The organism is Agrobacterium salinitolerans (assembly GCF_002008225.1).
Classification (GTDB): domain Bacteria; phylum Pseudomonadota; class Alphaproteobacteria; order Rhizobiales; family Rhizobiaceae; genus Agrobacterium; species Agrobacterium salinitolerans.
Genome location: NZ_MRDH01000023.1, coordinates 118564 through 144200, shown reverse-complemented (window position 1 = coordinate 144200; position 25637 = coordinate 118564). Strand labels below are relative to the sequence as shown.

The 25637-nt window shown below is 60.3% G+C and carries 18 protein-coding genes; 11 read left to right on the top strand and 7 right to left on the bottom strand.

Translation table 11 applies throughout. The annotated features are described in order from the left end of the window. Positions 1–8 precede the first annotated feature (8 nt). The 5 genes from BS627_RS16515 to BS627_RS16495 are packed head-to-tail and all read right to left on the bottom strand — an operon-like array spanning position 9 to position 5021. Positions 9–788, bottom strand: coding sequence for an ABC transporter ATP-binding protein (locus BS627_RS16515; RefSeq protein ID WP_077984261.1), 780 nt, complete (start codon positions 786–788; stop codon positions 9–11). After that, entirely contained in the window at positions 785–1588 is an 804-nt protein-coding gene (locus BS627_RS16510; RefSeq protein ID WP_077984260.1) for an ABC transporter ATP-binding protein, read from the bottom strand. The genes BS627_RS16515 and BS627_RS16510 overlap by 4 nt, the downstream gene beginning before the upstream one ends. Next, the gene (locus tag BS627_RS16505) at positions 1585–2415 is read right to left on the bottom strand and encodes an ABC transporter permease (RefSeq protein ID WP_077984259.1); all 831 of its coding nucleotides are present in this window, start codon (positions 2413–2415) and stop codon (positions 1585–1587) included. Before BS627_RS16505 ends, BS627_RS16510 begins: the two co-directional genes overlap by 4 nt. Beyond that, on the bottom strand, positions 2412–3401 hold the full coding sequence (locus BS627_RS16500; protein ID WP_077984258.1) for an ABC transporter permease: 990 nt from the start codon (positions 3399–3401) through the stop codon (positions 2412–2414). The genes BS627_RS16505 and BS627_RS16500 overlap by 4 nt, the downstream gene beginning before the upstream one ends. A gap of 9 nt (positions 3402–3410) precedes the next feature. Then, positions 3411–5021, bottom strand: coding sequence for an ABC transporter substrate-binding protein (locus tag BS627_RS16495; RefSeq protein WP_077984257.1), 1611 nt, complete (start codon positions 5019–5021; stop codon positions 3411–3413). A 375-nt stretch (positions 5022–5396) separates the two neighbouring features. Between BS627_RS16495 and BS627_RS16490 the strand changes: the two genes are divergently transcribed. Further along, complete coding sequence (locus BS627_RS16490; RefSeq protein ID WP_077984256.1) at positions 5397–8102, top strand: DNA translocase FtsK; 2706 nt, start codon at positions 5397–5399, stop codon at positions 8100–8102. A gap of 91 nt (positions 8103–8193) precedes the next feature. After that, positions 8194–9270, top strand: a complete 1077-nt coding sequence (locus tag BS627_RS16485; protein WP_165691279.1) for an Ldh family oxidoreductase — start codon at positions 8194–8196, stop codon at positions 9268–9270. Between the two features lie 42 nt (positions 9271–9312). On the opposite strand, the gene BS627_RS16480 is transcribed toward BS627_RS16485, so the two are convergent. Further along, entirely contained in the window at positions 9313–11307 is a 1995-nt protein-coding gene (locus BS627_RS16480; protein ID WP_077984255.1) for a putative bifunctional diguanylate cyclase/phosphodiesterase, read from the bottom strand. Between the two features lie 316 nt (positions 11308–11623). On the opposite strand from BS627_RS16480, the gene BS627_RS16475 reads away from it, so the two are divergent. From BS627_RS16475 to BS627_RS16430, 9 genes are all read left to right on the top strand, one after another. Further along, positions 11624–12670 carry a class I SAM-dependent methyltransferase gene (locus BS627_RS16475; RefSeq protein WP_162520321.1) on the top strand — a complete coding sequence of 349 codons (1047 nt, stop codon included), beginning with the start codon at positions 11624–11626 and terminating at the stop codon, positions 12668–12670. 92 nt (positions 12671–12762) lie between these two features. Then, complete coding sequence (locus BS627_RS16470; protein ID WP_077984254.1) at positions 12763–13587, top strand: bifunctional allantoicase/(S)-ureidoglycine aminohydrolase; 825 nt, start codon at positions 12763–12765, stop codon at positions 13585–13587. A gap of 168 nt (positions 13588–13755) precedes the next feature. Then, entirely contained in the window at positions 13756–15261 is a 1506-nt protein-coding gene (locus BS627_RS16465; RefSeq protein ID WP_077984365.1) for a sensor domain-containing diguanylate cyclase, read from the top strand. Between the two features lie 423 nt (positions 15262–15684). Further along, entirely contained in the window at positions 15685–16875 is a 1191-nt protein-coding gene (locus BS627_RS16455) for an efflux RND transporter periplasmic adaptor subunit (RefSeq protein ID WP_077984364.1), read from the top strand. Positions 16876–16887: 12 nt separating this feature from the next. Continuing rightward, the gene (locus BS627_RS16450; protein WP_077984253.1) at positions 16888–20022 is read left to right on the top strand and encodes an efflux RND transporter permease subunit; all 3135 of its coding nucleotides are present in this window, start codon (positions 16888–16890) and stop codon (positions 20020–20022) included. Positions 20023–20140: 118 nt separating this feature from the next. After that, positions 20141–20764, top strand: coding sequence for a TetR family transcriptional regulator (locus tag BS627_RS16445; protein ID WP_077984252.1), 624 nt, complete (start codon positions 20141–20143; stop codon positions 20762–20764). A 201-nt stretch (positions 20765–20965) separates the two neighbouring features. Next, positions 20966–22489: a sugar ABC transporter ATP-binding protein gene (locus BS627_RS16440; protein ID WP_077984251.1), complete on the top strand. Its 1524-nt coding sequence runs from the start codon at positions 20966–20968 to the stop codon at positions 22487–22489. A gap of 50 nt (positions 22490–22539) precedes the next feature. Next, complete coding sequence (locus BS627_RS16435) at positions 22540–23541, top strand: ABC transporter permease (protein ID WP_077984250.1); 1002 nt, start codon at positions 22540–22542, stop codon at positions 23539–23541. 71 nt (positions 23542–23612) lie between these two features. Further along, the gene (locus BS627_RS16430) at positions 23613–24566 is read left to right on the top strand and encodes a substrate-binding domain-containing protein (RefSeq protein WP_077984249.1); all 954 of its coding nucleotides are present in this window, start codon (positions 23613–23615) and stop codon (positions 24564–24566) included. A 56-nt stretch (positions 24567–24622) separates the two neighbouring features. On the opposite strand, the gene BS627_RS16425 is transcribed toward BS627_RS16430, so the two are convergent. Continuing rightward, positions 24623–25516: a LysR family transcriptional regulator gene (locus tag BS627_RS16425; RefSeq protein ID WP_077984248.1), complete on the bottom strand. Its 894-nt coding sequence runs from the start codon at positions 25514–25516 to the stop codon at positions 24623–24625. Positions 25517–25637 lie beyond the last annotated feature (121 nt).

The window sequence follows — 25637 nt, the reverse complement described above, 5'->3', positions numbered from 1 at the left end:
TCTTTTCCTTACGTGGCAATGGTCAGGCGCGGTGCGGCGTCGATCAGGGTTCTGGCGGTCGAGGATTGCGGCGCCGAAACGATATTTCCCGTCCTGCCGATTTCAACGATCTGTCCCGCTTCCATGATGGCGACGCGGTGGCAGACGGCGCGGATAACCGCGAGATCATGGGAGACGAAAATACAGGAAACGGCCGTCTCCCGCTGTATTTCCACCAGCAGTTCGAGGATTTGCCGGCGAACCGAAACATCGAGCGCGGAGACGGCCTCGTCCAGAATGAGAAGCGACGGTTCGAGCGCAATAGCCCGTGCAATCGCGACACGCTGTCTCTGGCCGCCGGAAAGCTCGAAGACCGAGCGGCCGGCATAGCTGGCGGGCAGGCCCACGCGCTCGAGAAGACGGTGTATTTCCGCCGCGCGGTCGCGTCTTTTCACCATACGATGGATGCGCAGCGGTTCACCGATGGCATCCTCGACGCTGGCGCGCGGATTGAAGGCGCCATGCGTGTCCTGAAACACCATCTGCATATGCCGGCGGGCGGCACGAAGCTTGCCTCCGTCAAGCGCCAGCCAGTCACGGCCTTTGAAATGGATCGTGCCTCCGTCGGGCGGGATCAACCGCATCAGAATGCGCGCCAGCGTCGATTTCCCGCAGCCGGAGGGACCGGCAAGTCCCAGGGTCTCGCCGGGCTGAAGCGAAAAAGAGATGTCGGCAAGCGCCGCCACTGTTCTTGCGCCGGTGCGATAGGTTTTCGACAATCCGTCGACGCGCAGAAGGGCTTCGTTCATGACGCGGCCTCGCTGATGAGCGGCGGAGTGGAGAGATCGAGATAATCGGCAAGCAGCGCGCGCGTATAGTCATGGGCAGGCGTGGAAAGCACCCGCCGCGTCGGGCCGTGTTCCACCAGCAGCCCCGCGCGCAGAACCGCGATCTCGTCGGCAAGGCTGGAGGCGAGGCCGATATCATGGGTGATGAACACCAGCGTTTTGTTTTCCCGCCGCACCAGATCGTCCAGCAGCATGGCGATGGCGGCCTGGCTGACAGTATCGAGCGCGCTCGTGGCTTCGTCGGCGATCAGGATCGAAGGATTGGCGGCAATGGCGGCGGCAATTGCCACGCGCTGTCTCTGGCCGCCGGAAAGCTGGTGCGGATAGGCGGCAAGCAGGTGGGAAGGATGCGGCAGCCGCACCCGGTCCAGAAGGTCGCGGGCAAGATCGCGCGCCTTCCTCCACGACAGATCGAGATGCCGAACGGCGCCTTCCGCCACCTGTTCGCCGATGGTGAGAACCGGGTTCAGCGTCGCGCCGGTATCTTGAAAGATCGTACCGATATCGCGTCCGGGCTGCGGCCTGCCGTGAAACAGGCCGCTATCGCGGCTCCAGGAAATATCGCCGGAAACCCGCGCATTGCCGGGAAGAAGACCGGCAATGGCTCTGCCGAGCGTGGATTTTCCCGAACCGCTTTCGCCGATGATCGCCAGCCTCTGCCCCTGCCGGATCGTCAGCGAAACAGTCTGCAGTGCCGGTGCATCGCCTGCCGCATAAAAAACGCTGAGATCGTCGATCCGGCATAGCGCATTTCCGCTCATGGCTCTTGCCTCCTCGTCGCCATCGCCCTGTTGACGCCTTCTGCGAAAAGATAAACGCCGAGAACGGTGACCAGAAGGCCGATGCCGGGGATGACGGATAAAAACGCGGCCGAGCGCAGGACGTTACGTCCTTCGGCAATCATAGAACCCCAGGTGACGATATTGGGATCGCCAAGTCCGAGGAAGGACAGCGCCGCTTCGGTGAGAATGGCTGCCGCAACGATGATGGCGGCCAGCGCCAGAACCGGCGGCAGGGCGTTCGGTAAAATCTGCCGGAAGGCGATTTCTAACGGATGCATGCCGATGGCGCGGGCGGATTGAACATAATCGCGCTCGCGTATGCTCAAGACCTGCGCCCGCATCAACCGCGCCGGATCCGCCCATGCGCCGAGCGCAATGGCGAGAATGACAATGGGCATGGAAGGGCCGATGGTGCTGACGAAGGCGAGCGCGAGCAAGAAATTCGGCACGATCTGGAAGGCGTCGGTGACGCGCATCAATGCTTCATCCACGAGGCCACCTGCAAAACCGGCAATGGTGCCGATGACGGCGCCGATCACCAGCGCCGCGGCGGCGGCGCCAATGCCAACGAGCAAAGAGGACTGCGCGCCGTGGGCAAGTTCGGCCAGCACATCTCGGCCAAGCCGGTCGGTGCCGAGAGGCAAAGCGGCATCCGTAAAGGGCGCGATCAGCGGCTCACCGGCGATGGCCAGCGGGTCACCGGGAAAAACGACGGGCGCGGCGAGCGCCGTCACGGCAAGCAGCGCCAGAATGATGGCGCCTGTGGCGCCTTCGAAACTGCGCAGCAGCCGGAGAGCGAAACTCATGCCTGTCGCTCCCCGCTGCCGATGCGCGGATCGAGAACGGCATAGAGAATGTCGACGGCGAGATTGACGAGGATGACGAAGACGGCGCTTGTTAGAATAATGCCCATCAAAAGCGGCGTGTCGCGACCGCTGACCGCCTCCTGCGCCAGCCGGCCAAAGCCGGGAATGGCAAAGACGCTTTCAACTACCACGCTGCCGCCCAGCATGGTTGCGGCCTGCAGGCCAAGCACGGTGACGAGCGGAAGAGCGGCATTGCGCGCGACATGGCGCAGCACGATCCGCCGTTTGGAAAGCCCTTTTGACCTGGCGAACAGCACGAAATCCAGCGGCCAGACCGCCGCCATGGCGGTGCGCATGACGCGCAGGAAAAGCGCGAGATAAATGAGGCCGAGGCTGGCGACCGGCAACACGAGATGGCGGGCAATATCGAGCGCCCTTGCAAATCCCTGTTTGCCCGAGGCGATGGTTTCGATGCCGGACGTGGGCAGCCATTTGAGTTGAACGGCAAAGACGATTGCGAGCACGAGGCCAAGCCAGAAGCCGGGCGTGGCGTAAAGCGCCAGCGAAAACGTTGAAAGCACGCGGTCCGCCAGCCCGCCAGGACGCGCCCCCGCAACGATGCCAAGCCCGGTGCCGAGGATGAAGGCGAGTGTGGTAGCGCTGCCCATCAGGAGAAGCGTGTTCGGCAGTCGCTCGAGGATCAACCCCAGCACAGGGCGGTCGAAGGCAAGCGACCAGCCGAGATCGAGCCGCAGCACCGAGCTGGCATAGAGCCAGAAACGGGCCAGCACCGAACCGTTCAGGCCATATTGCTCGCGCAATACATCCCTGAGCCCGGCATCACCGCCGCCGATGGAGACGAGATAGGCGTCTACCGCGTCTCCGGATGCGTTTTCAAGCAGTACGAAGGTGAAGACGAGGACAATCAGCAGCACCGGAATGGCGCTGACTGCCCTACGCTTCAGCAATGTTGTTGCACGCTTCACGGCGCGTCCTCAGCCGTCGACCGTCGTATCCGCCCAGTTGGAGACGGCCCAGCGGGGATTGCTGGCGACATGTTTGACCGTATCGCGCGCCACGGTAATGAAGCCCCATTCGGCAACGTTGATCAGCGGCAGATCGGCGGCGACCTGCTTCTGGAAATCCTTGTAAAGCGCCGTGCGTACCGCCGTATCGACTGTTATCGCCGCATTGTCGATCAGTTCGTCCAGAGTCTTGTTCTCGTAACCGCCCTGGTTGGAGAAGCCGACGCCGGTCGGAATGCCGGAACGCACGAGAATGGTGGTGGAAATTGCCGGGTCGCCGCGGAAGACCGGCGGCGCGATGGCGAGATCGAAGGCATGATCGGTGTAAACGGCCTTCTGGTGAGCGGCTGAATCATTGTTGACCAATTCGGCATCGATGCCGATTTCCTGCAACGCCTGACGAAGATAGGAGCCGAACTGCCTGGTTTCATTGAAGTAAGGCGCCGGCAGAAGTTTCAGCGAGAAACGTGTTCCGTTCGGGCCGCGTGCATAACCCGCCTCGTCCAGCAGGGCGTTGGCCTTGGCCACATCGAAATCATAGGTTTCGACATCGTCGGTGTAGAATTCAGGGGCGTTCTTCGGTACCGGGCCGGTGGATGCCGTGGCGTAACCGAGAAAGACCTTGTCTATGACGAATTTTTTGTCGATGGCGTGGGCGATGGCCTTCCGGACCTTGAGGTCGGCCAGTTCCTTGCGGCGATGGTTGATTTCCACCACCAATTGATAGGTCAGCGCCTCGTAACCATCGGCGATGACCTTGATCCCAGGCACCTTCGAGATGCGGTCGAGATCGGCCAGCGGCACGGCGGAGAAGGCGGCCAGCTGTATTTCTTCCGCTTCCAGCGCCGAGGCAGCGCCTGCGCGGTCGGGCAAGACGCGATAGATGATCTCTTCGAGCTGCGGTTCGTCCTTGCCCCAGTAATTGGGATTGCGGGTCAGGCGATAATATTCGCCGGGTTTGTATTCGGCAAAGACGAAAGGCCCGGTGCCGACCGGTTTGGTATTGGCCGGGTTGGTGGCGATATCGGTGCCTTCATAAAGATGTTTCGGCACGACGCTGGTAACGACCGGCAGCGCGTTGCGGATGAGCTGGAACGGCGTTGGCTTGGAGAAGCGGAAGATTGCCGTGTGTTCATCCGGCGTGTCGACCTTATCGAGATTGGCAAAGACCAGCCGTCCGAGGTTTTGCAATGGTTTCCAGACGTAGAGCGCCGAAAAGGCAACGTCCGCGGAGGTAAAGGGTTTGCCATCATGCCAGGTCACGCCCTCACGCAGCTTGAAGGTGGCGCTTAACCCGTCATCCGATCCCGCCCATTCGGTTGCGAGGCGCGGTTCCAGGCCGTCCTTGCCGTTGAAGGAGGCCTCGGCCAGCGGCTCGATGATCTTGCTGGCAATATAAAACACGCCGTTTGAGGCGACGATCGCCGGATTGAGGTTCTTCGGCTCCGAATCGGCCGCAACGATCAACCTTCCGCCGGGCGCCGCCTGCTGCGCAGCGGCAATGCCTGCCAGCCCCGTGGTTGCGGCAAGAAGAAGCGAGGTCTTGAGAAGCGAGCGACGGGACAGATGGACAGGCGACATGATTCACTCCGGAAATGAGGGCTGGACGGGCCTTTCCGCTTGGGCCGCGGCAGGCCGATCTTAAGGCTGCAACCTCGGCAGTGTCCACGTTAATTCGCGGGCTTTACAGCAATGATTTTACGTTGCGCGCACCTTTGCGGAAACAATATGCTTTCCGGCGGCAATACGCTTTTCTCACCGTGTCATCTTGCCCTCGGTAATGCTCTGAAAATTTGATATAACCTAATAAAATTAAGTGGTTGGAGTGCCGTTCCCTCGATGGCATGTGCCCCGTGCCGCCTGTGGACGAAACGAAAATCTACCTCGTCGACCCCGTTTGGAAAGGGGTAATTAACCTTTATTTTTTATTTCAGGGAGACCGAAATATGTACGTTTATGATGAGTGTGCACGCTGCCATGAGCTTCTCCCGATCCAGATTCCAGAATTCGTCCAATAGCGTAGGGGAGGGGAGCGAGAAGGCTCGTCATGCCGGCGGCCAGTCGGTTGCCGGTCAGCAGACGGCGGCGATGAAGGCCGGCGCGGCACCCAAGCCGAATGCCGATGTCAGCGCAGCCGACGCCATCGAAGGCCGCGCCGAGATGCCCGGCTGGCAGAATGCTTTCGTGCTCGGCCCGAATGTCCGTTTCACCCGCACGCCGGAAAGCGCGTTTGCGCGGCGCATGCCGGTCGAGACCCCCAATATTCCGGAGGAGGAAGTCCTGGCTGTCGCTCCGGCTGAAGCACCGGAGCCGGAAGTGGTGGAGCAGCAACAGGCTGTGCAGCAGGAGGTTGCTCCTGTCTCTCAGCCGGTCATAAAGCCGGCGGAGCCGCGCATGCCGCCGCCGCGCATGCCGTTCCTGCCGCAGCCGCCGGAGGCCCGGGGTGCGAGGGCGTTGACCTACAAATTGCGGCTGGAGCTTGCCCGCAAGCAGGCGGAAGAGGCGGCTGCCGCTGCCCGGGCGCCGGTTCAGGCGGAGGTTTCCCTAGCTTCAGAAGCGCCCGCGCAGCAGATATTCTCGCCGGTTCAGCCGCCATCCGTCGAACCCGCCATCGATGCAGTTCAGACCACCGCGCCGCAGGCTGCCATTCCAGCTTTCGCCGCCCATCTGCCTGATGAGCTGTTCTGGGAAGTGATGACGCTTGATCTGCCGGGCGCTGCCGGCGAGGGCGTCTCCGCGTCCGCGCGCGCCGTTCTTGCAAATTCGGTCACGGCACCTGCTGTTGTCGCGCCGGTCGCCTTTGCATCGCCGGCGGCCGCGGCGGCCGTACTTTCGTCCGTGCCTCCGGTCATTACCGTGCCGGGTGGTTCCGCAATCCGGCTTTACCGCGAGATCGGCGTGCGCCAGTCCGTCGTTCCTGCGGCCCTTCCGGTCGTTGAACAGGAAGTCGCGCCGCCGGCCGTTACGGAAACGCCAATGGTTGCCGAAGCGCCGAAACCTGTGGAGCAGGTTCAGCCGGTTGAGAGAATTACGGCAGAGCCGCGCTTTACGCCGCGCGCACCCATCCAGGCCTCGCAGCCGATGTTCCGCGACGCGCCTGTCTTTGCCGAAGGCGAATATGAATACCCCTCCATCGATCTTCTGCAGGAAGCCCGTGTCCAGCAGACCACGACCATGACGCCGGAAGCGCTGGAGCAGAGCGCCGGTCTTCTCGAAAGCGTGCTGGAGGATTTCGGCATCAAGGGCGAGATCATCGATGTTCGTCCAGGCCCGGTCGTCACGCTGTACGAATTCGAGCCCGCGCCCGGCGTCAAGTCCTCGCGCGTCATCGGCCTCTCGGACGATATCGCCCGCTCCATGTCGGCGCTTTCCGCGCGTGTCGCCGTCGTACCCGGCCGCAATGTCATCGGCATCGAATTGCCGAACCCGGTGCGTGAGACGGTTTATCTGCGCGAATTGATCGAAGCGACCGACTACGCCGAGACCCGCCAGAAGCTCGCACTTTGCCTCGGCAAGACCATCGGCGGCGAACCTGTCATCGCCGAACTGGCGAAGATGCCGCACCTTCTTGTCGCGGGCACCACCGGTTCGGGCAAGTCGGTCGCCATCAACACCATGATCCTTTCACTGCTCTATCGCCTGAAGCCGGAAGAGTGCCGCCTGATCATGGTCGATCCCAAGATGCTCGAGCTTTCGGTTTATGACGGCATTCCGCATCTGCTGACGCCTGTGGTCACCGATCCGAAAAAGGCGGTGATGGCCCTGAAATGGGCCGTGCGTGAGATGGAAGACCGGTATCGCAAGATGTCACGTCTCGGCGTGCGTAATATCGACGGTTATAATGCAAGGGCCGCTACCGCCCGCGCCAAGGGTGAGACGGTATTCTGCAACGTGCAGACCGGGTTTGATCGCGCCACCGGCGAAGCGGTCTACGAGCAGGAGGAAATGGACCTCACGGCCATGCCTTACATCGTCGTCATCGTCGATGAAATGGCTGACCTGATGATGGTCGCGGGCAAGGAAATCGAAGGGGCGATCCAGCGCCTGGCGCAGATGGCGCGCGCCGCGGGCATTCATCTCATCATGGCAACGCAGCGCCCGTCGGTCGATGTCATTACAGGCACGATCAAGGCCAACTTCCCGACCCGCATCTCCTTCCAGGTAACCTCGAAGATCGACAGCCGCACCATCCTTGGCGAACAGGGCGCGGAACACCTGCTCGGCCAGGGCGACATGCTGCACATGATGGGTGGTGGCCGCATCGCCCGTGTCCACGGCCCCTTCGTTTCGGATGAGGAAGTGGAAAAGGTGGTCGCGCATCTGAAGACGCAGGGACGTCCGGAATATCTCGGCACCGTTACCGAAGACGCCGACGAGACCGACGAAGATGTGGAAGAGGAAGCCGCTGTTTTCGACAAGACCGCCATGGGTGAGGACGATAGCGACGATCTCTACGAGAAGGCTGTCAAGGTGGTGATGCGCGACAAGAAATGCTCCACATCCTATATCCAGCGCCGCCTGTCCGTGGGCTATAATCGCGCCGCTTCGCTGGTCGAGCGCATGGAACAGGAAGGCATTGTCGGGCCTGCCAATCATGTCGGCAAACGCGCGATCATCGCCGGCGAACGCTCTTCTTACGATGCCACGGGAACGGAAGACTGATTGAGCCTTCGGGCGCGCGATATTCGATTGCAAAAACGCGCCCCGTGAATAGCTTGTGCGGCATGGATTCTGGAATTGGGAGGATTCCCTTATGGCGCACAGCACTGAAAAAGCCACTGTCCTGGCGAGGCTGGATGAGCTGGAGCGGTTTTGCCGCGCCGTTTTCCTGGCCGCCGGCACCGATGACGAAACGGCCGATGCGGCGACGCGCGCCATGATGCACGGCACAAGGCTCGGTGTGGACAGCCACGGTGTCCGCCTGCTCGCCCATTATATTACCGCGCTCGAAGGTGGACGTCTCAATCGGCGACCGCAGATCCGCCGCGTTTCGGGCTTCGGTGCGGTGGAGACGATCGACGCCGACCATGCCCATGGCGCCCGCGCGACTTATGCGGCGATGGACAGCGCCATGGCGCTCGCGGAAAAATTCGGCATTGGCGCGGTGGCGATCCGTAACTCATCGCATTTCGGCCCCGCCGGCGCTTATGCGCTGGAAGCGGCGCGGCAGGGTTATATCGGCCTCACCTTTTGCAATTCCGACAGTTTCGTGCGCCTGCATGATGGCGCCATGCGTTTCCACGGTACCAACCCCATTGCCATCGGTGTGCCGGCAGCGGACGGCATGCCCTGGCTGCTGGATATGGCGACGAGTGCCGTGCCCTATAACCGCGTTCTGCTTTACCGCAGCCTTGGCCAGCAATTGCCGCAAGGCGTCGCTTCGGATGGCGACGGCGTCGATACGCGCGATCCCAATGCGGCCGAGATGCTTGCCCCTGTTGGCGGTGAGTTCGGGTTCAAGGGCGCGGCGCTTGCGGGAATGGTCGAGATTTTCAGCGCTGTTCTCTCCGGCATGAAGCTCAGTTTCGATCTCGCTCCCATGGGCGGGCCGGATTTTTCAACGCCGCGCGGGCTCGGAGCCTTTGTTCTGGCACTGAAGCCGGAGGCCTTCCTGGAGCGCGACGTGTTCGACGAGGGCATGAAACGTTATCTCGAGGTCCTGCGCGGATCCCCTGTGCGGGAAGACTGCAAGGTCATGGCGCCAGGTGACCGGGAGTGGGCGGTGGCGGCAAGGCGGGAGAGGGAAGGCGCTCCTGTCGATCCCGTCACACGGGCGGCCTTTTCAGAACTTGCGGAAAAATTCTTGCTCAGCCTGCCCGCCTATCATTAAAGCGGCCAGTACATGAGGGCAGTCTGCGCTGACATCGCTGGATCAGGCGGGGCGCAGCAGCATGTTGGGGCGCGGATAGGGCGCCGCCGCCGCGCTCAGCCTCTCGGCCCCGACCGGACGCCCAATATAATAACCCTGCGCGTAGTCGATCTCCATCTGCCGCACGAGTCTTAGCTGTTCCTCGGTCTCCACGCCTTCGATCAGGATCTTGTGGCCGCGATTGCGGATGAGGCGGATCATGTCCTGCAGCATCGCGCGTCCGCGCGGGGCCTTGCTGTCGTGCAGGAAGGAGCGGTCGATCTTGACGGTATCGAAATCCGTCATGCGCAGCCAGGAGAGCCCGGCAAAACCGGTCCCGAAATCATCAAGCCAGATATTGATACCAAGCGTTTTCAGGTCGTTCAGACACCGTAGCACGTCTGAGTGCATTTCCATGTCGACGCCTTCGGTGATTTCGAAGGCGAGCCTGTTGCCGGCAATGCCGGCCTCCACGAGAATGGCGGCCACCGAGGTTGCGAAACCGGGATTCTTCAATTGCATCGGCGAGACGTTGACGCTGACGACGGCCACCGTGTCATCGGCCAGGATCTGTTTGCAAACCGTCTTGATGGTCCACAGGCCAAGTTCCATGATCGTGCCGGTACGTTCGGCAATTGGAATGAAGACGCCAGGCGCGACAGGAGTGCCATCCAGCAGGCGGAGCCGCATCAGCGCCTCTACCCCTGCCGTCTCGTTGGTCGAAACGTTGAGAATAGGCTGATAGACGAGGGAAACCAGATTTTCCGCGACGGCGATTTTCAGCAGGGCGGCAATATTCTCGGTCTCGTCGCTGGTCTGCGGATCGTTCGGATCGAACAGCTTCATGCAGTTGCGGCCATTGCCCTTGGCTATATAGAGCGCGCGGTCTGCTTCATTGATGATCTTTTCCAATTTGCCGTCCGGATTGGGACGGGTGAACGACGCACCGATGCTGACGGTGACAATGAAGGTGCCATCGCGGCGCTGGTCATGCGGGAGCGACAGACTTTCAACTGTGTGGCGGATCGTCTCGGCAAGCTCACCCACCTGCTGCCTGGTCTTGAACGGCGCCAGCACGATGAATTCTTCGCCGCCATAGCGGCCGATGGAAGCGCCGTGTTCGGTGATCGCATCCTGCAGGGCGTTGCCCACAGTCACCAGGCATTTGTCCCCTTCCTGATGGCCGTAACGGTCGTTGTATTTCTTGAAGAAGTCGACGTCGATGAGGAAAACGGCAAAGCCTTCTTCCTTCCTGATCCAATTTTCCCACAGAAGGCGCAGATGGTGGTCGATGGCGCGGCGGTTCTGCAGGCCCGTCAGGGAATCGGTATTTGAAAGCCGCAACAGCGCCTGGCCACGCTCGTCCGCCGCCTTTTGCTGGGCCTTCGCCTCCAGTGCGTTGACGAACACATGGTAGCGTTCCCGGTTCAGGTTCCAGTTCACGTAAGAGGTGAAGACGAAGCAGGAAATGTAGAAGGTGCCGAAGGCGATCTTGTAGAAGCCATCTTCGGGAAACTGCATAGCCGCCACAAAATAGGAGACGAGAATAATACCTGAAGACACCAGTGACAGATGGAAGCGGAAGGTGAAAAACAGATTGGCGCCCATCATGAATATTGCCCCGAAAACCATGTAATAGGACATGTTTTCAGTATTGTCGGTCAACAGCGAAGGGAGCAGCCAACCGATATATCCCATGACGAGAGCCGTGGCGCAGGTGAGATCGAGCGCGGCAGTACTTGCACCCTTGCGCAGCTGGATTTCCAGCGTCAGCAGGGATGACAGGACGACGGCGAAGCGTGCAAGAATGGTATAGGACGCGACGTCGGGTATGAGAATGATGTCGGTTGCGGCAAATAGCAGATAGATTAAAACAGCGGTCCACAGGCCCCGGCGGATCGAACCGCGGCGGCTGCGTTCACCTTCCTGCTGGTAAAGGGCAAGAAGTTCATCAGAAAACCGGGAGTCCGGCCGCCGATAGTCTTGCTGTCCACTCACCTCTCCCAATGTGTGCTTCATGCACTTTCCCATAGTGTTGCGTATACTTTATTAAGTAACTGCTTATTCCACTTTTCCGTGTGCTTCCGCACCCGTTGCGGGTTCCCGTCGATCTCTGCCGATGCGTGCGGAGAACATGGAAAGGAAGAACGCATTATACGTTCGCAACATTAAGTTTCACTAAATCGCGTATCTGCTTTCTCCCGTCCTCACGAGTGTGACCAAAAAAATACGCTAATTTACTAATGTATCCCTACACCGCTCAAAAATCGAAAGCGAGTGGCCATCCGCCTCCCAGAAACGTATAGTTAACAATGTGTTAATACTGGAGGCTGAAGTGGTGCGGGTAAAGAAAAAAAATCTTGACGGGGCAAGTCTGATCACCCCGGATACTGTCGCAAAGGAGATTTTTGCGCGCAGAACGGAAACATTCGATGAGCAGTTCGCAGTTGCGAAAGCAGAGGTGGCGCTCATTCTCGAATTGGCACAACAGCAATTCGACAATCGTGTTTCAGCACGTGAGATAATACATAGAATAGCAGGTGCACTTCATCTCCTGCGTGATAAGCTCCACTCCAGCGTGTGGGCTGAACTGATACCGCTGGTACAGAATCACCCCGTTTCGCACCGTTTTCTGGAAGACCCGTTCACGCGTTGGTCCTTCGAAAAGCCGCGTGGCTATTCGGGCGACGCGCAGTTGCTGGATTTCATTTATGGCCACGACAGCGTTGCGGAACTGGTGAAAAAGGCCACGCCGCTCGGTGCGGCCCTTTACGACTACACGAAGGACGCCAGTTCCTCGGTCGCCGTGCGCGAGCGGCGCGATTTGCTGACGCGGTTCGTTGACGAGGCCGCAGCCCGGCATGGCGATGAGACGGAAATCCTCACCATCGCTTCCGGCCATCTGCGCGAGGCGGATGCCTCCGTGGCGCTGAAAGAGGGCCGGATCAAGCGCTGGGTGGCGCTCGATCAGGATCCCTTGAGCGTCGGTTCCGTCGCCCGTGATTTCAACGGCAGCTGCATTGAGGCGATCGATGGTTCCGTGCGTGATATCGTGCTGCGCACGCAGGAACTAGGCACTTTCGACCTGATCTATGCGGCCGGTCTTTACGATTATCTGAACGACCGCGTGGCGATCAAACTCACGCGGCGCTGCATGGAGATGCTGAAACCCGGCGGCATGTTCCTCTTCGCCAATTTCTCGGAAGACATCGTCGTCGACGGTTACATGGAAACCTTCATGAACTGGGCGCTGCTGTTGCGCTCCAAGGCGGATATGTGGCGAATCGTCAATGCCAGCGCCGATCCTGCGAGCATCGAGGCGGAGGTGTTTTTCGGTGAGAACCACAATATCGTCTACGCGACAATGCGGAAGAAGGTGTGATGTCCTTCGGACCGATCTCTGTTTGCCAATAACTATTTGATTAAACGCCGGCGCGGCCTTAAGAATCCGCGCCGAATGCGTTGCTGAATGGAATGGCTGAAATGAAGAGATATTATTCGGATATGGGTGGTCTGCCGGGACAGACGGAACTTCTGTCGAGCAAGGCGGTGTTCAAGACCGCCTATGCGGTCATTCCCAAAACCGTCATGTCCGATATCGTAACAAGCGTTCTGCCGCACTGGACCGGCACTCGCGCGTGGATCATCGCCCGGCCGATGACGGGTTTTTCCGAAACCTTCGCGCAATATATCGTCGAGGTGCAGCCGGGCGGCGGCAGTGAGCGGCCGGAACCGGACGCGCGGGCTGAAGCCGCGATCTTCGTCGTTGACGGCGAAATGACCGTGGAATTCGAGGGCGTGCAGCACGCGCTGCGGGAGGGTTCATTCGCCTTCCTGCCTGCCGGTTCCCGCTGGCGGCTTCGCAATTCGGGCAAGGCGCCGGTCAAGTTCCATTGGGTCCGCAAGGCGTTTCAGGCGGTTGACGGGCTGGAGCTGCCGCCGGCGATCTTTTCGCATGAAGACGAGGTCGCCCTGTCGGCCATGCCTGACACGGAAGGCAAATGGGCAACGACCCGTTTCATCGATCCGGAAGATGTGCGCTATGATATGCATCTCAACATCGTTACCTTCGAGCCGGGCGCGACCATTCCCTTCATGGAAACCCATGTGATGGAACATGGTCTTTATGTCCTAGAAGGCAAGGCCGTCTACCGGCTGAACGAGGACTGGGTAGAAGTTGAGGCGGGTGACTTCATGTGGCTGCGCGCCTATTGCCCGCAGGCCTGTTATGCGGGTGGACCGGGCCGGTTCCGTTACCTGCTCTACAAGGATGTGAACCGCCACGTGAAGCTCTGGTAACGGGCATCATAGTCACAAAGCTCAGGAATTATCGCCCAATCTGACGGTTTGCGCGATAAATGCTTGCGTTAAATCGAATATCCCTAATAAATCCGGAGATGCGGGCGGCCATTGCTGCCCCGCACCCTTTCGGCCTTCATCCGCATTTACCTCAAGAAGAATGCCCGCATGAGTGAGACGACCGATACCAGCATCTTCAATCTTGCGCCCGTGGCGATGTGGATAGAAGATTTCAGCGAGGTGAAAAGCCAGTTCGATATCTGGCGGTCTCAGGGCGTGGAGGATATCAGGGCGTTTCTTCTCGAAGATTTATCAAGGGTAGCGGCCTGTTCGCAGAAAATCCGTGTGATTAAGGTCAACCCCAGGACGCTGGAGCTGTTCGAGGCCCGTGATCAGGCGCATCTCGTTGACAATCTGCACCGGATTTTTCGTGACGACATGCTGGAAAGCCATGTGAACGAGCTTTCCGAACTCTGGGCGGGCAAGACGGAGTTCACCAGCAACGCGGTCAATTATTCAATCGGCGGCAAGCGACTGGATATTCAGCTGCGCGGCGCGGTCATTCCCGGCCACGAAGAAACACTCGGGCGGCTGCTTTTGACCACCGAGGATGTGACGGAGCGGGAGGAAGCCCGCCGCAAGGAGCTTCTCAACCGTCGTTATGCCGAAGGTATGTTCAAACACTCACCCGTTTCCCTGTGGGTGGAAGATTTCAGCCGGGTGCGGCGATTGATCGAGGAGGTCAGGGACCGCGGCATCGTCGATTTCCGCGTGTTCATGGATGTGCATCCCGAATTCGTGCGGCAATGCATGAGCGAAATCCGCGTCATCGACGTCAACCGCGCGACGCTTGACCTGTTCTGCGCGCCGGACCGGCAGGTTCTGTTGCAGCGGCTAGGCGATATTTTCCGTGGTGAGATGGAAAAGCCGTTCCGGGAACAGCTGATGGAGCTTTGGAACGGCAATCTCACCCACCATCGCGAGGTGGTGAATTATGCGCTTGATGGCTCGGAGCGGCACGTTCTCCTGCATTTTTCCGTTTTTCCGGGCCATGAGCACGACTGGTCGCTGGTGCAGGTGGCGCTGACGGATATTACCGCGCGCAAGAAGGCGGAAGCCTACCTCGAGTATCTCGGCAAGCACGATGTGCTGACCAAGCTGCACAACCGCGCTTTCTATTCGGACGAGCTGAACCGGCTGGAGCGCAGCGCGCTCAGGCCGGTTTCCGCCATCGTCATCGATCTCAACGGCCTGAAGGATGCCAATGACAAGCTCGGCCACGATGCCGGCGACGCGTTGCTGCGGCGGGTGGGTGAGGTGCTGAACGGTGTGGTGACTGCGCCGAACCATGCCGCGCGCATCGGCGGTGACGAATTCGCCATCCTTCTCCCCGGCGCCGACAAGCAGGTCGCCGCCGCCATGGTGGAAACCGTCTACGAACTGCTGAAGATCAACAACCAGTTCTATTCCAGCGCGCCGCTAAGCCTCTCGCTGGGTTTGGCGACCAGCGAGGCCGGCGAGACGATGGAATCGCTGGTGCGCCGGGCGGACATGAATATGTACGAGCAGAAGAACGCCTATTATGCGGCATTGCGCAACAGAGCCGCCGACAATAACGACACGACGAAGGGCGGCCCGCAGCCGGAAGCCTCCTCGCTGAAGCGCCTGTTCTAAGGAAAGGCGAGGGGAGTTCTTGTCTTCCGCGACGGTTTGCATGGTCTCGACGACATCCCTGCGCTTGTCTTACTGCTGTCCGGTTTAAATTTCCGGACAGGCTGCAGTCTCTTGAAGTCGGTGATGAAGGGTGAGCATTCCCTCAACGTCATCCTCGGTCTTGTGCCGAGGATCTAACCACGTCGAATAAAATCGATACGGTGGCAGATCCTCGGGACAGGCCCGAGGATGACGTCGGCGCAATTGGCCCGACTCTCCCTCGCATTTCACGGTTCCGCTCTTCCTTGGTGTTCTTTCAGGGTCGCACACATCTTCACAAGCGCGTGAGAGCGCTTTTGCACTGCAGCAATTCTATTGCCGAAATTTTACATACGTATTAGTATGTATGTAAATGTGACTTATTTTATGGATTCGGAGCGCAGTATGGCGAAGAGATTTGGGCAGATCGTAGCGGTGTTGTTGACAGGCATCGTCCTGGTCGGGTGTAGCGACGAGCAGGCGTCCGCGCCCGCCGCCCCGCCGCCCGGTGCGGTCAAGGTCGTGGCCGTGAAGCCGGAAGAACTGCCCATCACCAACGAATTGCCGGGACGCATCGCGCCGACGCGGCTTGCCGAAGTACGTCCGCGCGTTTCCGGCATCATCGTCGAGCGGGTGTTCGAGCAGGGCTCGCTGGTGAAGGAAGGCGACGTGCTCTACCGGATCGATCCCGCACCCTTCCAGGTGCGCGTCGATAGCGCCGAAGGCACGCTGCGCCGGGCGCAGGCTGCGCAACTGCAGGCGCGGCAGACCGCCGACCGTCAGCAGCAGCTGCGCCGCTCCAATGTCGGCTCTCAGCAGGAATTCGACAATGCCGTCGCTTTGCTGGCGCAGGCCGATGCCGAAGTGGCGGTGGCGGAGGCAGGCGTTGCGGAAGCAAGGCTCAATCTGCAATATGCCGATGTGAAGGCGCCGATCAGCGGCGTCATCGGCCGGGCGCGCATCACCGAAGGCGCGCTGGTCAGCGCGACCGGTTCTGAAAGCCTGGCGACGATCCAGCAGCTCGATCCGATTTATGCCGATTTTACCCAGCCGGCCGCCGATCTCATTCGCCTGCGCAAGGCGCTGCAAGACGGCCAGCTGATGACCGGCAAGAACGAGGCCGAAGTCAACCTGCTGTTTGATGATGGCAGCCGTTATCCGGTGTCTGGCCGCCTGCTGTTCTCCGAGGCAGCGGTGGATGAAACCACCGGCCAGGTGACGTTGCGCGGCGAATTCCCCAACCCGAATGGCGATCTTTTGCCGGGCATGTATGTTCGCGTCCAGATCCAGCAGGGTATCCAGAAGGCGGCCTTTGCCGTGCCGCAGCAGGCGGTGCAGCGCGACGCGGGCGGGCAGGCAAGCGTTCTTGTCGTGAATGCCGAAGACACGGTCGAACAGCGGCGCGTGAGCGTCGGACGCTCCATCGGTGATCGCTGGGTGATTTCGGAGGGGCTGAAGGATGGTGACCGCGTGGTTGCCGAAGGTTTCCAGAAAACCGCGCCGGGCGCGAAGGTGAAGCCGGAACCGTGGTCGCCGGAGCCCGATGTCACTGCCGCCGCCGGCAGCGAGAGCGCTGTCCCGGCCGCAAAGCAATAAGGACCGATTTCCATGGCACGTTTTTTCATCGATCGGCCCATTTTTGCCTGGGTCGTCGCCATCTTCATCATGCTGGCGGGCCTGCTCGCCATTCCCATGCTGCCGATTGCGCAATATCCGAATGTGGCCCCGCCACAGATTTCGATCGGCACCAACTATCCGGGCGCCTCGCCGGAAGACATCTATCAGAGTGTTACCCGGCCCATCGAGGAAGAGCTGAACGGCGTTCCCGGTCTCATCTACTTTGAGTCGACGTCGGAATCCTCCGGTCGTATTTCGATCAACGTGACCTTCGAGCCCGGCACCAATATCGGTGAAGCCCAGGTCGAAGTCCAAAACCGCATTGCACGCGTCGAACCCCGTCTGCCGCGCTCTGTGACGCAACAGGGACTGCGTGTGGAACAGGCCGGCACATCGTTTCTGATGATGGTGGCGCTGACCTCCGTCGACGGCAACACCGATGCCATCGGTCTTGGCGATTATCTCAGCCGCAACGTGCTGGGTGAATTGCGCCGTGTGCCGGGTGTCGGTAGCGCGCAGCTGTTCGCCACCCAGCGCTCCATGCGCATCTGGATGGATCCCGACAAGATGTTGGGCCTCAGCCTGACCTCGGACGATGTCATCAACGCCATTCAGGCGCAGAACTCGCAGGTTGCCGCCGGCCGCATCGGCGCATCGCCGAACCCCGTCGGCCAGCAGATTTCCGCGACCGTCAACGTCCAGGGCCAGCTGACCTCGCCCGAGGAATTCGGCTCCATCGTGCTGCGCGCCAATCCCGATGGCTCATCGGTGCGGCTGCGTGATGTCGCACGTGTCGAAGTGGGGGGCGAGAGCTACAATTTCTCGAGCCGTCTCAACGGCAAACCCAGTGCGGCCATCGGCGTCCAGCTGTCGCCGACGGCAAATGCCATGCAGACCTCCGAAGGCGTGCGCGCGACGATGGAGGAGTTGTCACGTTATTTCCCGCAGGGCATCGAGTATGAGATACCCTATGATACCAGTCCCTTCGTCAAGATCTCGATCGAGAAGGTCATTCACACGCTGATAGAGGCAATGATCCTCGTCTTTGTGGTGATGTTCGTCTTCCTGCAGAACATCCGCTACACGATCATTCCGACACTGGTGGTGCCCGTGGCGCTGCTCGGCACCTGCGCCGTCATGTATGTCTCGGGGTTCTCGATCAACGTGCTCACCATGTTCGCCATGGTTCTCGCCATCGGCATTCTGGTGGACGACGCTATTGTTGTCGTGGAAAATGTTGAGCGCATCATGGCGGAGGAGCATCTGCCGCCGAAGGAGGCGACCCGCAAGGCCATGGGCCAGATTTCGGGCGCCATCATCGGCATCACGCTGGTGCTGACCGCGGTGTTCGTACCGATGGCCTTTTTCCCCGGAGCCGTTGGCATCATCTACCAGCAGTTCAGTCTGACGATGGTGGTTTCCATCCTGTTTTCGGGCTTCCTGGCACTGTCTCTCACGCCCGCGCTCTGTGCTTCTTTCCTGAAGCCGATCAAGGCAGGGCATCACGAGAAAAAAGGATTTTTTGGCTGGTTCAACCGCAATTTCGATAAGGCGTCGCACAAATACTCCTCGTCGGTGGGGGGCATCATCAAGCGCTCCGGCCGTTTCATGATCATCTATGCGGCGCTGCTTGCCGGTCTCGGCTGGGCCTATATGCAGCTGCCAAGCTCGTTCCTGCCCAACGAGGATCAGGGCTATCTGATCGTCGATATTCAGGCGCCGGCGGAAGCCAGCACCGAGCGCACGCTGCAATCCATCCAGCAGATCGAGAAAATCTTCATGGAAGAGCCGGCGGTGGAGCGCGTCATTGCGATCTCGGGATTCTCCTTCTCCGGCTCCGGCCAGAATGCGGGTCTCGCTTTCGCGACGCTGAAGGACTGGAGCGAACGCGGGCCGGAGGATTCGGCTGCCGCTATCTCCGCCCGGATCAACGGCAAGCTGTGGGGACTTCCAGACGCGATGTCCTTTGCCTTGTCGCCGCCGCCCATTCAGGGTCTGGGCAACTCGAGCGGCTTCACCTTCCGTCTTCAGGACAGGTCGGGTGCCGGTCAGACCGCGCTCAGCGCAGCGGGCGCCCAACTCATGGCCGCCGCCCGCCAGAGCCCCATCCTTGCCGGTCTTCGCATCGAAGGCATGCCGGATGCGGCGCAGGTCAATCTCGTCATCGACCGTGAAAAGGCCAATACCTTCGGTGTGACCTTCAGCGACATCAACGCCACCATCTCGGCTAATATGGGGTCGTCCTATGTCAACGACTTCCCCAATGCCGGCCGCATGCAGCGTGTGACGGTGCAGGCGGAGCTGGGCCAGCGCATGAAGACCGAGGATCTTTTGAACCTCAACGTCCGCAACGCCAATGGCGGCATGGTGCCGGTCAGCTCATTCGCTTCGGTGGAATGGGTGCGCGGCCCCTCGCAGGTGGTCGGTTATAACGGCTATCCTGCGATCCGTATCAGCGGCCAGTCCGCACCGGGTTACTCCTCCGGCGATGCGATTGCCGAAATGGAGCGTCTGGCGCGCGAACTGCCGGGTGGTTTCGGTTTCGAATGGACCGGCCAGTCGCTGCAGGAAATCCAGTCGGGCTCACAGGCGCCGGCCCTGATCGGCCTTAGCGTGCTGTTCGTCTTCCTGCTGCTGGCCGCGCTTTACGAAAGCTGGTCCATCCCTCTCTCCGTCATGCTGGTGGTGCCGCTCGGGGTCATCGGTTCGGTGGCGGCGGTGATGATGCGCGGCATGCCGAACGACGTCTACTTCCTGGTGGGTCTTGTCGCCATCATTGGTCTCTCGGCCAAGAACGCGATCCTGATCATCGAATTCGCCAAGGATTTGCGGGCGGAAGGAAAATCCACCTATGATGCGACGGTGGAGGCGGCGCATCTGCGCTTCCGGCCGATCCTGATGACCTCGCTTGCCTTCTCGCTCGGTGTGTTGCCCATGGCGATCGCATCTGGTGCCAGTGCGGCGAGCCAGAACGCCATCGGTACCGGGGTTCTCGGCGGCATGATCTCGGCGACGATCCTCGCGATCTTCTTCGTTCCCGTCTTCTTCGTCTTTGTCATGAAGATTTTCGGGGATCGGAAGAAGGGCAGCGAGATTGCTGCTGACGCCGTATCGCCAGCGGAATAAAACGGGTGTGACAGCTGGGCGAAAAGTCACATGAATGCGTTCATTTGGCTGACAGCCCGGCACTGCAAACAAGGTACGGTGCGAAAGCGCCGTGCCGCGACTGGAAGGAGGCATCAGCATGCGCCGAACCAAGGCCGAGGCAGAAGAGACGCGTCAGGCGATCCTTGCCGCCGCCGAGCGGGTGTTCTTCAAGAAGGGTGTGGCCAACAGCTCTCTGGATGAGGTGGCGGCTGCGGCCGGCGTCACGCGTGGTGCCATATACTGGCATTTTTCCAGCAAGAGCGATCTCTTTATCGGCCTCTATCAATCGGTGTCCCTGCCGGAATCGGATTTGCTCGATTTCGGCGACCCCGACGTCAAGGGGCTGGCTCTGCTCGCCAAGATCGAGGAAGCCGCCTGCAAATGGCTGACGCTTCTTTCAAAAGATGAACAGCGCCAGCGCATCATGACCATCAGCCTGCGCACCAATTACTCCGATGAGTTCGCTCCGGTGCTGCACGCGCAGGAAGAACTGGATCGGTATCACAAGGATCGGCTCGAGGCCGCTTTCGCACGGGCGCAGGCGGAAGGCGCATTCAACGACAACTGGACGGCGGACTCTGCGCTCGATGCGCTATACTGGCTGCTGAAAGGCATGTGCTCCGACTGGCTGCTGTTCGGCAAGCGTTTCGATCTGGCCAGGGAAGGTGCCGAAGCCGTGCACCGCCTGATGAAGGGTTTCCAGCGCTCCTCCGCATCATGACGGGACTTCCGGGACCTTCTGGTTTGCGGTTCATACGGTCAAATTTGAGTGTATTCTAAAAGACCAGCGAAAATTGCTTTACGTACCTCAAAACGAACGCTAGCTTCTTCTTCGGGCTTTGGGAGGAGTTCGCACATGGTCATTTCAAATAAAATTAAGGGACAAGCGCCGTCCGTTCCTACGGGACACCGGTGAGGGCGCATGGCTTTTGCTGACGAATCTCCAGACCCGGCCTTGATCCGGACGGTTGGGCTATCGAAGTCTTTCGGTCCGGTACAGGTTCTGAAGGACATCGAGATTGCGGTGCAGGCCGGCGAGGTCCACGCGATCATCGGTGAGAACGGCGCCGGCAAGTCGACGCTGATGAAGCTTCTGGCCGGCAATGAGAAGCCGTCGGGCGGGGAAATCCGCATCGATGGCGAGGCCGTTGCGCTCACCGGACCGGTGGACGCCGAACATCGCGGCATCGTCCTCGTGCATCAGGAAATATTGCTGGCCCCGGATTTGACGGTGGCGCAGAACATCTATCTCGGCCGTGAATTATGCAGAGGTCCGACGGTGGATGATCGCGCGATGCGCGCCGGTGCCCGCAAGGCGATCGCCGATCTTGGCGGTACGATCGATCCGGACGCCATTGTCGGCAGCCTGTCGATTGCCCAGCGGCAACTCGTGCAGATCGCCCGTGTGCTGCTGGTGCCGCACCGGGTGGTCATTTTCGATGAGCCGACGGCGAGCCTTACCCCCATCGAAACGGATGCGCTGCTGAATGTCATCAGGGACATCCGGGCGAAGGGCGTGGCCGTGCTTTATATTTCGCATCGTCTGCCGGAGGTGAAGGAGATCGCCGACCGGGTGACGGTTCTGCGAGACGGCAGACTGGTCGCCTCCCATCCGGCATCGACGCTGGAGCCTGCGGATATGGCGCGTCTGATGGTGGGGCGCGACGTCGCCAAGCTTTATCCGGACCGTGTCGCCGGCGGAGAACACGAGCCGGTTCTGCAGGTGGAGCATTTTACCGTTCCGGCCTATGCTCAGGATGCCGGTTTCAGCCTGGGCAGGGGCGAAATCCTCGGTTTTGCCGGTCTGGTTGGCGCGGGCAGAACGGAGCTTATGGAGGGGATACTCGGCCTGCGCGCCGGTCGGGGAACGGTGCGTCATCACGGCAGGCCGGTGCATTTCGCAACGGCGGAAGACAGCCTGAAGGCCGGAATCGTTTACCTGAGCGAGGACCGCAAGGGCAAGGGCCTGCTGCTCGCCAAGGATTTGCGTGTCAATCTCACGCTTGCCGCGCTCAAGAAATTCAGCCGGCTGTTTCAGATCGATACCCGCCGGGAAACGGCGGCGCTCGATGATGCGGTCCGGGATTTCGACATCCGCACCGGCCGCAAGGATTTGCTGGCGGGCCAGCTTTCCGGCGGCAACCAACAGAAGCTTCTGCTGGCCAAGATGATGCTGCTCGATCCATCCATCGTCATCATCGACGAACCGACGCGCGGTATCGATATCGGCACCAAGGAGCAAATTTACCGCTTCATCGCCAGGCTTGCGGATGAGGGGCGTTCGATCATCGTGGTTTCTTCGGAAATGCCGGAGCTGATCGGCATTTGCGACCGCATTCTGGTGATGCGGTCGGGCCGGATCGTCGGTGAGGTGACGGGTGAGCGCATGACCGAGAACGACATCGTGACACTGGCGACGGGCGTTCATACGCAGGAACCCGCCTGAGCGCCCGTGTCCCGGGAAACATGGCCTGACAAAAGAGACTGAGGGGAAATATGACTGAGGCCGCATTTGACAACGGCAAAACGCCGAAGACCTCGAAGGACTGGGACCTGCGCGCCGTCGCGCCGTTCGTGGCGCTGGCCCTGCTGCTGGTTCTCGGCGCCATCGCCAATCCCAATTTCATCGGCATCGACAATTTGTTGAACGTCACTACGCGCAGCGCCTTCATCGCCATCATCGCGCTCGGCGCAACTTACGTCATCACATCGGGCGGGCTTGATCTTTCCGTCGGGGCCATGGTCGCATTCGTCGCCAGCCTGATGATCCTGTTCATGAATAGCGGCGTCATCGCAAGTCCGCTTTTAATGCTGCTCACCGCCATGGCGCTGGCGCTCGCCATAGGTGCTGCCTGTGGGCTGACGAACGGTCTCATCACGACCATCGGCCGTATCGAGCCCTTCATCGCCACGCTCGGCACCATGGGCATCTATCGCGGCTTGACCACATGGTTGTCGCAGGGCGGGGCGATCACGCTGCGCAATCCGGAAATCCAGACGCTTTATCGTCCGGTCTATTTCGGCAATGTCTTCGGCGTGCCGGTGCCGGTCATCGTCATCTTCGTCACCGCTGCAATCGCCGCCTTCGTGCTCTATCGCACCCGTTACGGCCGGCATTTGACGGCCGTCGGCTCCAGTGAGGATGTAGCGCGTTATTCCGGTATTTCGGTCACCCGGGTGCGCACCATCGCCTATGTGGTGCAGGGGCTGTGTGTCGCCGTTGCGGTGCTGCTTTACGTGCCGCGCCTCGCTTCCACTTCGGCCACCACAGGCATGTTGTGGGAGTTGCAGGCCATCACCGCCGTCGTCGTCGGCGGCACGGCGCTGAGAGGCGGGGTAGGGCGCATCTGGGGGACGATCTGCGGAGCCTTCATTCTGGAGATCGTCGGCAACATCATGATCCTGTCGAACTTCGTCAGCGAATATCTGATCGGCGCCATTCAGGGGGCCATCATCATCATCGCCATGCTGGTGCAGCGCTCGCTCAGCCGCAGGTGACGTATCACGCCGCGCCAGTGGGGCAGGCGCGGTCGAAGGAGGAACGCCCCGGTCTTGGGAGGAAAGAGACTATGCGTAGAAAATTCATCGGCGTGGCCTTTGCCGCGCTGGCTGCGGTGCTGGCGGGTCCGGCTCACGCGCAGGACAAGAAGGTCACCATTGGCGTTTCCATTCCAGCGGCCGATCATGGCTGGACGGCGGGCGTCGTCTATCATGCCGAGCGTGTGGCGAAGCTGCTGATGCAGGAGCATCCGGGCCTCAACGTCATCGTCAAGACGTCGCCGGACGCCGCCAATCAGGCAAATGCGCTGCAGGATCTTGCCGTGCAGGGGCTCGATGCGCTTGTCGTGCTGCCATCCGATCCCGATCCGCTGGTCAACGCCATCAAGGAGATCAAGGACAAGGGCACCTTCGTCGCGCTGGTCGACCGCGCGCCGAGTGTCAACGACAATTCGATCCGCGATCTCTATGTTGCCGGCAACAACCCCGCGCTTGGCCAGGTGGCCGGCGAATACATCAAGAAGACGACGCCGGATGCCGAAGTCGTGGTCATTCGCGGTCTGCCGATCCCGATCGACCAGCAGCGTCAGGATGGTTTCGACAAGGGCATCGCAGGGTCGAACGTCAAGGTTCTCGACCGCCAGTACGGCAACTGGAACCGCGACGACGCCTTCCGTGTGATGCAGGACTATTTGACCAAATACAAGAAGATCGACGTGGTCTGGTGTCAGGATGACGACATGGCTATCGGCGTGCTGGAAGCCATCCAGCAGGCGAAACGCACCGATATCCAGTATATCGTTGCGGGCGCCGGCTCCAAGGACATGATCAAGAAGGTGATGGACGGCGACAAGCTGGTGCCTGTCGACGTACTCTATCCGCCGGCAATGGTGGCGACAGCCATGCAACTGACCGCTGGGCACTTCTACGATCAGGTGCCGGTCGCGGGTGAATATATCCTCGATGCGACGCTGATCACCAAGGACAATGCCGAGCAGTTCTACTTCCCGGATTCGCCATTCTGATCTGATTTTCCGCTAGTACCGACGCCCGCCGCAAGGCGGGCGTTTCATTTTGCGGGCTACCCGTTCTTCCTGAACCAGGCCGAGAGATAGTCCACGAAGCTGCGCACCTTGGCGGGCAGGTAGCGGCGATGCGGATAGACCGCATAGATACCCCTGTCCTTGGAAATATAATCGTCGAACAGCGTCACCAGTTCGCCGGACTGGATATAGGGTCTGGCGATGAAATCCGGCACGAGCGCGATGCCGAGCCCGGCACGGGCGGCGCGCAGCGTCGCCTGCGGGCTGTTGACCTCGATCGGTCCGCTGATGGTGACGGAGTTCGAACCGCCATCCGGCTCCAGATACCGCACCGTATTGTGAAACCGTGTATTGGTGTCGATGATGAAGGGGACGCGGGAGAAATCCTGCGGGCCATGGAGTGGCCCGTGTTTCGCCACGAAATCTGCCGTCGCCACCGCATAGACCCGGAAATCGGAAAGCTTGCGGGCTATGAGGCCCGAATCCTCCAGCCGGGTTATCCGAACCGCGAGATCGAAACCCTCCTCGATCAGATCGACGAATCGGTCTTCCGCGACGATTTCGAGCGAGAGTTCTGGATTTTCCTTGGCGAAGTCGATCAGGCTCTGGCCGACATCGGCGTCGATGAAGGTGCGAGGAACGGAAATCCTGAGCTTACCCTTCAGATCGGCATTCTTCTCGCGCACCAGATCGGCAAGGTTATCGATCTCCTTCAAAATGTCGGAAGCCGTGCGGTAATAGGTGTGCCCGGCCTCCGTCAGCGAGAACTGCCGGGTGGTGCGATTGAGGAGCAGCGCGCCGAGATCGTCCTCCAGTTCCCGCACATATTTGGACAGGAGCGCCTTGGATCGCCCCGTCTTGCGCGCCGCGGCGGAAAAACCCTCCGCTTCGACGACATCGATAAAGGCGCGGATGCGGGTGAGCGTGTCCATGAAAATCCTCCGGTTCGTTCCATATAATTGAACGGCGAGGACGGACTGTTCAACCCTTAATTCATTGCCGAAAAAATCCGCTCTTTGGCGAAAAAATCCTCTTGATTATGACTGCGAATAT